Source organism: Aquihabitans sp. McL0605, assembly GCF_049993875.1.
Classification (GTDB): Bacteria; Actinomycetota; Acidimicrobiia; order Acidimicrobiales; family Iamiaceae; genus Aquihabitans.
Genome location: NZ_CP188252.1, coordinates 4,403,148 through 4,413,761, shown reverse-complemented (window position 1 = coordinate 4,413,761; position 10,614 = coordinate 4,403,148). Strand labels below are relative to the sequence as shown.

Annotated in this window: 7 protein-coding genes; 3 read left to right on the top strand and 4 right to left on the bottom strand. The window is 70.0% G+C overall.

Going from position 1 to position 10,614, the window contains the following annotated elements:
- Positions 1–187 precede the first annotated feature (187 nt).
- Both ACPPVX_RS20470 and ACPPVX_RS20465 read right to left on the bottom strand, forming a co-directional pair.
- Positions 188–1,300 carry a DUF1214 domain-containing protein gene (locus tag ACPPVX_RS20470; protein WP_426572432.1) on the bottom strand — a complete coding sequence of 371 codons (1,113 nt, stop codon included), beginning with the start codon at positions 1,298–1,300 and terminating at the stop codon, positions 188–190.
- Between the two features lie 89 nt (positions 1,301–1,389).
- Entirely contained in the window at positions 1,390–2,439 is a 1,050-nt protein-coding gene (locus ACPPVX_RS20465) for a DUF4328 domain-containing protein (protein ID WP_426572431.1), read from the bottom strand.
- A gap of 206 nt (positions 2,440–2,645) precedes the next feature.
- On the opposite strand from ACPPVX_RS20465, the gene ACPPVX_RS20460 reads away from it, so the two are divergent.
- Positions 2,646–4,991 carry an MMPL family transporter gene (locus tag ACPPVX_RS20460; RefSeq protein ID WP_426572430.1) on the top strand — a complete coding sequence of 782 codons (2,346 nt, stop codon included), beginning with the start codon at positions 2,646–2,648 and terminating at the stop codon, positions 4,989–4,991.
- On the opposite strand, the gene ACPPVX_RS20455 is transcribed toward ACPPVX_RS20460, so the two are convergent.
- Positions 4,992–5,264, bottom strand: a complete 273-nt coding sequence (locus ACPPVX_RS20455) for a hypothetical protein (RefSeq protein ID WP_426572429.1) — start codon at positions 5,262–5,264, stop codon at positions 4,992–4,994.
- Between the two features lie 159 nt (positions 5,265–5,423).
- On the opposite strand from ACPPVX_RS20455, the gene ACPPVX_RS20450 reads away from it, so the two are divergent.
- The gene (locus ACPPVX_RS20450; protein ID WP_426572428.1) at positions 5,424–6,329 is read left to right on the top strand and encodes an alpha/beta fold hydrolase; all 906 of its coding nucleotides are present in this window, start codon (positions 5,424–5,426) and stop codon (positions 6,327–6,329) included.
- Positions 6,330–6,597: 268 nt separating this feature from the next.
- Here ACPPVX_RS20450 and ACPPVX_RS20445 read toward each other — a convergent pair whose 3' ends face one another.
- Entirely contained in the window at positions 6,598–9,528 is a 2,931-nt protein-coding gene (locus ACPPVX_RS20445; RefSeq protein WP_426572427.1) for a vitamin B12-dependent ribonucleotide reductase, read from the bottom strand.
- 624 nt (positions 9,529–10,152) lie between these two features.
- On the opposite strand from ACPPVX_RS20445, the gene ACPPVX_RS20440 reads away from it, so the two are divergent.
- Positions 10,153–10,593 carry a MarR family winged helix-turn-helix transcriptional regulator gene (locus ACPPVX_RS20440; RefSeq protein ID WP_426572426.1) on the top strand — a complete coding sequence of 147 codons (441 nt, stop codon included), beginning with the start codon at positions 10,153–10,155 and terminating at the stop codon, positions 10,591–10,593.
- The last annotated feature ends 21 nt before the right edge of the window (positions 10,594–10,614 follow it).

Below are 10,614 nucleotides of genomic sequence, written 5' to 3'. Positions count from 1 at the left end.
GGATCCAGCGATCGCACGATCCCCGGATCCTCCGCTCACGGCGTCTGGAGGCAAACCGCCCCGGACTGGACGATCCCCTACCCCCTGCTGCGCAGGAGGGACGCCGAGCAACGATCAGTATATCGGTGCCGCACCACCGGTCGTTGCATCCACGAACCGCTCCCGCAAGGTCGGACCGTGGATCTGGTCAGGCGAGCGAATCGACCGGGACCACCTCGGCGACAGGCGTGGCGACCGGACCCTCGGGCAGCATGAAGCGCCAGAACACCAGACCGAACGGTCGGCCCTCGGTGCTCAGCCAGTTGGGCACGCCGGGATCGCGGTGGGCGATCACCACGCGGAAGCTGCCGTCGGCGTCGAGCACGGACTGGGCCCGGTTCAGGCTGACGGGCCCGCGGAGGTAGTCGAACGTCTGGAGCTGGCGGTTCCAGAGCGAGACGCTGGCGCAGCGGCAGTCGGGCCACGTGGCCCGCACCACGAGCGCGTCGTCGGGCCCGAGCAGGTACGGCGCCATGCTGTAGGCCGCGTCGGCGGCGGCGAGCGCGTGGGCCCCGGGCCGGACGGGCGGCGGGAACTCGTGGGGCGTGCGGGACACGAACGCCGGCACCTCGCCCTCCCCCGGCTTGGCCATCGAGTCCATGGTCCGCGACCGCACGTAGGTGGCCATCCTCCTGATCGATCGGGCGACCGACTCGTCGGTGGGTGCGGGCGGCGCCGCCGGGACGTCGCCGTCGACCAGCTCGATCGCCAGGCCCAGGTCGACCCCGGGCGGCGTGGCCGGGGGGACGGCCTGCTCCCAGTAGTGGCGCACCGTGATCCGCGATGCGTCGTCGGCCAGGCCGAGCCAGTTGCGCTCCTGCTCCGGGCCCCCGAGGACCACCTCGAACGACCCGTCGGGAGCGACGTCGATCTCGGTGTCGTTGAGGACGCCGACGGTGCCCGAGGGGAACGCCCCCTCCTCGGCCCCGGCCTCGATGGTGATCGACACGTACACCGCTCCTCCGGTGCGGCCGCGGACCCGGTAGGTGCCCGCCGGGCGCACCGGCGCATCGTGGTACCGGGCGTCGGCGTTGTCGCCCAGCGCCTTGCGCCACGGGGTCACGATCTCGCGGAACGTGGGGTGCGCCGGATCCTGCTCGAACTGCGTCTCCACCCCCGTGGCCAGGTGGTGGATGATCACCCGCAGGCCCTCGGCCACGTCACCGGGGTCGGTCAGGCCCCACTCCTCGCCGGCGAAGCGCTCGCCCACCTCCGCCAAGGTGGCCAGCAGCTCGGCGTACGCCTCGGTGCTCTGCGTCAATCGACCATCCCCTGTCCCCGCGCGCCGCGCTGGCGTGCCGGGACAGGATGCCATCGCTCCCGATCGGGCGCGTGCGGAGGTCGGCGGTGTCAGCGGTGGCTGGGCACCCCGAGGGCGACGGCCCGCGCCGCCAGCCGCTCGCAGAGCCCGCGGACGATCATCACCGCGAGCACCGCCGCCACCACCAGCAGCGCCGAGCCGATGGTCGACCAGAGCATCCGACCGCGCAGGGATGCGCCGCCGTCGTTGGAGAAGCCGACGCTGATCCGGGTGATCACGGTCGCACCGATCCAGCACGCCCACCACCAGCCGATGAGCGGAGTGCCCTTGGGCTTGGCCCACGCGGAGCGTCCCTGCGGTCCCGCCGGAGCAACCGGCTCCGATGCCCTCCACGCCTCGCTCATCACCTGCGCCGGCTTGACGAGGTTGGCGAACGGGATGAACCACCACCCGACCGCCCAGCCGGGCGAGGTGTCGAGCCGGGCCCCCGCTCGCAGCGGGCCCACGAGGTTCGAGAACACCCGGTGGAGCCAGATGAGGAACACCACGACGGTGGGGAGGATCACGAGCAGACGGATGGTCCCGGCCAGAGCGGCAAGGTTGTCGGCCCCGTGGAGCTGGTCGTAGGTGACCGTCCCGGGGTGGTCGAGCGCCTTGCCCAGCAGCTGCCAGCGGGCGAACTCGGCGCCGGTGGCCAGCAGGGCCGCCAGGCCCGACGCGGCGAGCAGCGCCTGGGTGGCGGCGCCGATCGTGTCGACCGGGTGGTAGTAGGGGTCGACCGTCGACGGCGGCGCCTGCAGCCACTGGTAGCCGTCCCACCACGCCGTGGTGCCGATCGGCGTGGTGTACCAGCCAGGCGGCACCGCGGCCGGCGCGGACGATGGCGGCGCCGGCACCGCCGGTGAGGCGTACCCCGCCGGCGCAGGTGGCGGCGGGACCGAGGGAGAGGCGTATCCGGGCGGCGCGGCCGGCGGGACCGCCGGTGGCGGCGGCGCGGCTCCCCAGCCCGGCACCGGTGCCGCCGGGCGCGGCTCGTACGGGGCTCCGAACGGCGGCGGGGTCGGCGGCGGATCGGCCACCGGCTCCCGCTGCTGCTGCCAGCTCGTTCCGCCGTCTCCGCCCCGCCATGGATCGCTCATCGGCCGGACGATACCGATCCACCGCACCCCATCGTGGGACCCACGGGCGGCGGCCGACCCGAGATCGAGCAGTTCCCTGCTCAAAGGCGTTTCGACGCTGCGGGGGCAGGCCGTAGGCTCGGACCGGGCGGTGGTCGGGTTCGGTGCGGTGCGCGTCGAGATCCATCGCCGTCGGCCGGACACCACATCGCAGGAGAAGCTCACCCGTGTTCCAGAAGCTCGGACCATGGATGCACGACCACCGACGGTGGGTGCTCGCCGCCTGGCTCGTGGCGCTCGTCGGCTTCAACGCGCTCTCGGGCGCGGTGGGCGACGGCTTCCACGACAACTTCAACCTCCCCAACGTGGAGTCGAAGCGCGGCGCCGACATCTTGAAGGCCGACTTCGGCGGCCAGGGTGCCGGCGCCAGCGGCACCATCGTCTTCAAGGCCGACCAGGGCGTGAACGATCCGGCCGTGAAGAAGGGCATGGAGCACGTCTTCGCCGAGGTGGCCAAGGCCAAGGGCGTCACCCGCGTGGTCAGCCCGTACACCGCCGAGGGCGCGCGCCAGATCGCCGCGCAGGGCCCCGATGCCGGGAAGGTCGCCTATGCCAACGTGGAGTTCCCGGCCGACACCGACCAGGCCGCCGCCGGCAAGGTCCGAGACCTGATCGTCGGGGAGTCGCCCAAGATCGAGGGCCTCCAGATCGAGCGCGGCGGGTTCATCTTCGCCGAGTTCGAAGCGCCGTCCACCGAGGCCCTGGGGCTGGCGTTCGCCATCGTCATCCTGATCGTGGCGTTCGGCTCGGTGCTCGCCATGGGCCTGCCCATCGGCGTGGCGCTGTTCGGCATCGGCATCGGCAGCGCGCTCATCGTCCTGCTCAGCAACGTGCTGTCGGTCCCCCAGTTCGCCACGTTCCTCGGGGCCATGATCGGGCTGGGCGTCGGCATCGACTACGCCCTGCTCATCGTCACCCGGTACCGGGAGCAGCTCCACTCGGGCCACGACGTCCGAGAATCCATCGGCATCGCCATGGACACGGCCGGCCGCTCCGTGCTGTTCGCCGGCATGACCGTCGTGATCTCGCTGCTCGGCATGCTCCTCATGAAGGTGGCCTTCGTGCAGGGGCTGGCGGTCGCGGCGTCATCCGTGGTGCTGGTCACCGTGCTGGCGTCGCTCACGTTGCTCCCCGCCCTGCTCGGCTTCGCCGGCGCCCGCATCGAGGTCACCCGCCGGCGCGGCCTCATCGCTGCTGGCCTCATCGCCGTCGGCCTCATCGGGTTCGGCCTGGCCATCGACGCCCTGATCATCGCCTTCCCGGTGGCCATCATCGTGCTGATCGCCGGCATCTGGGCCAAGCCGCTCAAGGTCGAGGTGCCGCGCAAGGAGCCCAAGCCGCTGCGCCAGACGTGGGCCTACCGCTGGAGCCGGGTCGTCCAGCACCGCCCGTGGCCGGTCGCCATCGGCTCGACGCTCGTCCTGCTGCTCCTGGCCATCCCCGTGCTGAGCCTGCGCCTCGGGTTCTCCGACGAGAGCAACTTCCCCAAGGACACGTCCACCCGCAAGGCCTACGACCTGCTCGTCGACGGGTTCGGCGCCGGCTTCAACGGGCCGCTGCTGCTCACCGCCAAGACCGACGGCCCGGTCGACCAGGCCAAGCTCGACGCCATCACCAAGGCCGTCGGCGCCGACCCCAACGTCGTGTTCGCCTCACCGGCACAGATCAACGATCCCAAGGACCCCACGGCCGTGCTGTGGACCGTGATCCCCAAGACCGGACCGCAGGACGAGGCCACCACCGCGCTCATCCACCGCCTGCGAGACGGCACGCTGCCCAGCCTGGAGAAGCAGGCGGGCATCGACGTGCTCGTCACCGGCCAGGTGGCGGTGAGCGTCGACTTCTCCAACCTGCTGGCCGGCCGGCTCCCCTACTTCTTCGGGGCCGTGCTCCTGCTGTCGTTCCTGCTGCTGATGACGGTGTTCCGATCGTTGCTGGTGCCGCTCAAGGCCGTCATCATGAACCTGCTGTCCATCGGCGCCGCCTACGGCATCGTCATCGCCCTGTTCCAGTGGGGCTGGCTGTCCGACATCACCGGCGTGCAACCGGCACCCATCGAACCGTGGATGCCGATGATGATGTTCGCCATCGTCTTCGGCCTGTCGATGGACTACGAGGTGTTCCTCCTCTCCCGCATCCGCGAGGAGTGGCACCGCACCGGAGACAGCCACCGCTCGGTGGCCGACGGCCTGGCCGCCACGGCCAAGGTCATCACGGCGGCGGCCGCCATCATGGTGTTCGTGTTCGGCGCCTTCATCCTGGAGTCCGACCGCACCGTGAAGCTGATGGGCACCGGCTTGGCCACCGCCATCCTCCTCGACGCCACCATCGTCCGCATGCTGCTGGTGCCCGCCACCATGGAGCTCCTCGGCGACCGGAACTGGTGGCTGCCCGGGTGGCTCGACCGGATCCTCCCCAACGTCGATGTCGAGGGCCACGCCGACGACTCCCTCTTCGAGGACGACGACGACCAGAGCGACAGCGACGCCGACCAGGTGCTCACCAACGCCTGATCAGGCCGTGTCCAGCCCCGGCAGGTCCTCGGTGGTGATCACCTGGGACTGCCGGGGAACACCTTGTCCATCAGCACGGCGTGCACCTCCAGGTCGGCGTCGGCCACGGCGTCGCGCCGGACATAGATCCGGGTGGTCCTCGTCGGAGAACCCCACGCGCACGTGGCCGATGGTGAGGCCGAGCCGGCGGGCGGTGGCGATGGTGGCCGCCACGCGGGCCAGGAGGTCGTCGGCATCGGGGCGGCGGCCGAGGATGCCGTGCTGGAGATCCATGACGAGCAAGGCGGTGCGGGCGTTACCCGGGAACGCCTCCGCCAACCGTCGGCTGGTCCCTGAGCCCCGGGCGTTCTGGGATGGTTGCCGTCGCCCGGAACTGCGTTGCCTGGTAGGGCGCGGATCGATACTGTCCGAGACCCGACGGGAGGGCCGTTGATGCCGCAAGCAGTTGTTCGAGGCGACATCGCCCTTGAGTACGAGACGTTCGGTGACCCGGCCGACCCAGCGGTCTTGTTGATCGCCGGGTTCGGCGTGCAGATGCTCTCGTGGGACAGCGGCTTCTGCGAGGGCCTCGCCCGGCGCGGCCGGTACGTGATCCGGTTCGACAACCGGGACACCGGCTTGTCGACGAAGCTCGACCAGTTCCCCGTAGACCGGGGTCAGCTCATCAGCGCCGCATCGAGTGGCGACCTCGAAGCCGTTCGGGCCCTCGCCCCCTACCGGCTCGAGGACCTGGCCGACGACGCCGCATGCCTGGTTGGAGCGCTCGGCCTCGACCGGGTTCACGTCGTCGGGTCCTCGCTGGGGGGCATGGTCGCCCAACTCGTTGCGATCCGCCATCCGAATCTCGTGGCCACCCTGACCTCGATGATGTCGTCGACCGGGTCGCCCGAAGTGGGGCAGTGGAGCCCAGAGGCGTTCGCCGCGCTCATGAGCCCGTTGCCACCCGACAGAGACGGCTACATCGCCGGCACCGTCGCTGCCTCGCACGTGTGGTCCTCGAAGCGCTACTTCGACAACACCTCCGCCGCTGCCCTCGCCGCGGCCAGCTACGACCGAGGGCTGTGCCCGGGTGGAACCGACCGCCAGCTCGCAGCCCTCCTCGCCACTGGTTCGCTCGAGAACGACCTCGCCGGTCTGCGCCTCCCGGTCCTGGTGATCCACGGCACGGACGACACCCTGATCGCACCGAGCGGCGGCGAGCGGACTGCCGAGCTCATCCCTGACGCCGAGCTCCTCATCGTGACCGACATGGGCCACGACCGGCCCGAACCACTCTGGCCGACCCTCTGGGACGCCATCGCCACCCTCACCGACCGGGACGGGCGTCGAGCGCCCTAGCAGCCGACACCCAGCCGTGCCCCGAAACCGGGGGGCGGGGACTTGTCTCACGTCGTGCGGAGCCTCGTGGCTTCCGCCTCTCGTGTGGAGATGGCCGAGGGCCCGGCGCTCTCGCACCGGGCCCTCAGACCGCTTCTTCGCCTTCAGCCTCGTCGTCAGGTGACCGGTGTGCTCTCGCCGTGTCACCGGTGCCATCCCGGGCTGTCACCAGGTGAAGGAACCCGGTGACACCGGTGGTAGATCCGGTGACATCGGAGGGGTTTTCACATCAGCTGCAGCCGCTGGTGCTGCCGCAGCTGGGGCAGGCGTGGCACGAGCCGGCCCGCTGCATCTGGACGCCGCACTGGTAGCAGTACGGGGCGTCGGAGTGGGCCGCCGATGGCTGGACCTGCGGCGGGGTGTGCTGGTGGGTGCCGGTGGTCAGGTCGGTGACCCCGGCCCGGTCGAGCAGGCTCGGCTGGGCCGGCTCGGCGCCCGCATCGGCCGCGGCGTCGTCGAGCTTGATGACCAGCTCCGACACCGACGGGATCGACTTGGGGTCAGCCGCCAGGTCGGTGCCCTGCCGGCTCTCCACCACGGTCTCCTCGACGCCGGGCAGCGTGGGCTGCGTGCGCTCCGAGACGGTGAGGATGCCGAGCTCCTCGCGCTCCTCCTTCGACAGGTAGTCGATGGCGAGGCGGCGGAAGATGTAGTCGAGCAGCGACGACGCGATGCGCAGCTCCGGGTCGTCGGTCATGCCGGCGGGCTCGAAGCGGGTGTTGGTGAACGCCTCGACGAACGCCCGCAGCGGAACGCCGTACTGGAGGCCGTAGCTGAGGCTGATCGACAGGGCGTCCATGATCCCCGCCAGGGTCGAGCCCTGCTTGGCGACCTTGAGGAACACCTCGCCGGGACGGCCGTCGCTGTACTCGCCGACGGTGACGAAGCCCTTGCAGTCGGCCACCCGGAACTCGAAGGTCTTCGAGGACCGGTTGCGGTCGAGCTTGGTGCGGACGGGGGTCTTCACGACCTTCTCGACGATGCGCTCGACGACCCGCTCGACCTCGACGACCTGCGGGCCGGCGATGACCAGCTCACCGGTGTTGGTGGCCGCCTTGCCCTCCTCGGCGTCGCCCTTCTTGGCCATCGCCAGCGGCTGGGCCACCTTGCAGTTGTCGCGGTAGATGGCGACGGCCTTCACGCCGAGCTGCCAGGCGTCGATGTGGAGCTGCTCCACGTCTTCGACGGTGACGTCCTCGGGCATGTTGACGGTCTTGGAGATGGCGCCGGAGATGAACGGCTGGACGGCCGCCATCATCCGCACGTGGCCGGAGTAGTGGATCGTGTTGTCGCCCATGGAGCAGGCGAACACCGACACGTGCTCGGCGGCCAGGTGCGGGGCGCCGAGGATGCTCTTCTCCTCGTCGATGTAGGCGACGATGTCGGTCACCTCGACGGGCGAGTAGCCCAGGCGGCGCAGGGCACGCGGGATGGTCTGGTTGACGATGGTCATGTTGCCGCCGCCGACCAGCTTCTTCATCTTGACCAGGCCGAGGTCGGGCTCGATGCCGGTGGTGTCGCAGTCCATCATGAGGCCGATGGTGCCGGTGGGCGCCAGGACCGAGGCCTGCGAGTTGCGGACGCCGGACGCCTCGCCCAGCTCGCACGCTTCGTCCCACGAGTGCTGGGCCGCCGACAGCAGCTCGGCCGGGACCAGCTCCTCGTCGATCTTGGCCGCTTCGTCGCGGTGCATGTTGAGGACCCGGAGCATGTGCTCGGAGTTCTCGGTGTAGCCCGAGAACGGGCCCATGCGGGCGGCGGTGCGGGCGGAGGTGGCGTAGGCGTGCCCGGTCATGAGGGCGGTGAGGGCACCGGCCCAGGCCCGGCCCTCGTCGGAGTCGTAGGCGAGGCCGAGCGCCATCAGCAGGGCGCCGATGTTGGCGTAGCCGATGCCCAGCTGGCGGAACTTGCGGGAGGTGTCGCCGATCGGGTCGGTCGGGTAGTCCGCCCGGCCCACCAGGATCTCCTGGCCGGTGAACATGATCTCCACGGCCGCCTTGTAGGCCTCGACGTCGAACGTGTCGTCGTCGTTGAGGAACTTGAGGAGGTTGAGGCTGGCCAGGTTGCACGCCGAGTTGTCGAGGTGCATGTACTCCGAGCACGGGTTCGAGCCGTTGATCCGGCCCGTGTTGTGGGCGGTGTGCCAGCGGTTGATCGTGGTGTCGAACTGCATGCCCGGGTCGGCGCACTCCCAGGTGGCCTGGCTGATCTGGCGCATGAGGTCTCGAGCCCGCATGGTCTTCTTGATCTCGCCGTCGGTGACGCCCCGCAGGTTCCAGTCGGCGTCGTCGACGACGGCCTGCATGAACTCGTCGGTCACCCGGACCGAGTTGTTGGCGTTCTGGTACTGGATCGAGTGGCTGTCGGCGCCGTCGAGGTCCATGTCGAAGCCGGCGTCGCGCAGGGCGCGGGCCTTGTGCTCCTCACGGCTCTTGCACCAGATGAACTCCTCGATGTCGGGGTGGTCGACGTCGAGGATGACCATCTTGGCGGCGCGGCGGGTCTTGCCGCCCGACTTGATGGTGCCGGCGGACGCATCGGCGCCGCGCATGAAGCTGACCGGGCCGGAGGCGGTGCCGCCGCCCTTCAGGTACTCCTTCGAGGAGCGGATGCGGGAGAGGTTGACGCCGGCCCCCGAGCCGCCCTTGAAGATCACGCCCTCTTCCCGGTACCAGTTGAGGATCGAGTCCATCTCGTCGTCGACCGACAGGATGAAGCACGCCGAGGCCTGCTGCGGCACGCCCTTGACCCCGATGTTGAACCACACCGGCGAGTTGAAGGCGGCCTTCTGGTGGACCAGGAGGTGCTTGAGCTCGGCTCGGTACGTCTCCGCCTCGTGCTCGTCGACGAAGTAGCCGCCCTCGATGCCCCACGTGGTGATGGTGTCGGCCACCCGGTCGATGACCTGCTTGAGCGACGACTCGCGCTCGGGCGTGCCGAGGGTGCCGCGGAAGTACTTCTGGGTGACGATGTTGGTGGCGTTGAGCGACCAGGTGTTGGGGAACTCGACCCCGAGCTGCTCGAAGGCGGTGCTGCCGTCGCGGAAGTTGGTGATGCGCGAGTCGCGCAGCTCCCACGTGACCTCGTCGTAGGGGTGCACGCCCTCGGTGGTGAAGTGGCGGCGGATGCCGATGCCGGTCTGCTCGGGTGCCATGGCCATGGGTGTGCTCCTCGGGAGAGGTAGGAGGTCAGGAGAGGTGTCAGGTGTCCGGGGTGCCGGATCGTCGGTCGGCGGGCAGGCCCACCAGTCCGGGCGGCGCTGCCCAGACCACAACCCCTTGTGGTTGAGACGGCCCCTGTCGCCTCAGCACCACAAGATGTAGAACCCAAACTACACCACGGTAACTACATCGGTGTCAACGGGTTCGCGCAGGTTTCTGCACGACCCGCCGCCTACCCCACCAAGGTGCGGACAGGACAACGGACACCGGGCCGATCGGGCAGGTCGAAGGGAGATGGGACCGCCTCGACGGCAGTGCCCATGGGCCTCCCTCACGTACTCGCTCCACATCTCCGAACCAGTTCGGCGATGCGGAGATCCCACACCACTTGTTCCGACCGTTCGACCCGGCATCCGTTGACGCCGAGGACAAACCTACGGTGCTTGCCCTGTGGGTTGTAAGGGGAACAACCCTGTGAATTACGCGGGGATTTCTCCCAGGTTCATCCACACGCCCGCGTGCGGTTGTGGATTGGGGCCCCGATGCTGTGGGTAGAACGGCCCCACATGAGTGACCACGGCGAACCCCCATCGAGCCTCGTGAACGATCCGAGGCTGACCACCATGGGCCTGTTGCTCGAGACGCACGCTGGCGTGCGCTCGGCCATCGAGCCCGACCTCGAGATCCACGGCCTCAACGGCTCCGCCTTCGAGGTGCTGGTCCGGCTGGCCCGCTCCCCCATGCGCCGGCTGCGCATGACCGAGCTGGCCGGGCAGTCCACCCTCTCCAACAGCGGCCTCACCCGCGTCATCGACCGGCTCACCGACGCCGGGCTGGTGTCGCGGGCCCAGCACGACGGCGACCGGCGGGTGTACTACGCGGTCATCACCCCGCGGGGCCTCAGCCAGCTCCTCGCCGCCTTGCCCTCGCACCTCCACACGGTCGACAAGATCCTCACCGACGTGCTCAGCGCCGACGAGCTGCACGCGTTCGAGACCGCGCTGCGCAAGATCCGGTCGGTCGTGAAGCCCGACGCCGACCCCGACATCGCCGCCTCCGCCTGACCGCGGGCGGCCCCACTCCGG

Coding starts and splice junctions, on each gene's coding strand:
- ACPPVX_RS20465 (WP_426572431.1), bottom strand. CDS start 2,439: ATGAGCGATCCATGGCGGGGCGGAGACGGCGGAACGAGCTGGCAGCAG.
- ACPPVX_RS20455 (WP_426572429.1), bottom strand. CDS start 5,264: ATGGATCTCCAGCACGGCATCCTCGGCCGCCGCCCCGATGCCGACGAC.
- ACPPVX_RS20450 (WP_426572428.1), top strand. CDS start 5,424: ATGCCGCAAGCAGTTGTTCGAGGCGACATCGCCCTTGAGTACGAGACG.
- ACPPVX_RS20445 (WP_426572427.1), bottom strand. CDS start 9,528: ATGGCCATGGCACCCGAGCAGACCGGCATCGGCATCCGCCGCCACTTC.
- ACPPVX_RS20440 (WP_426572426.1), top strand. CDS start 10,153: ATGGGCCTGTTGCTCGAGACGCACGCTGGCGTGCGCTCGGCCATCGAG.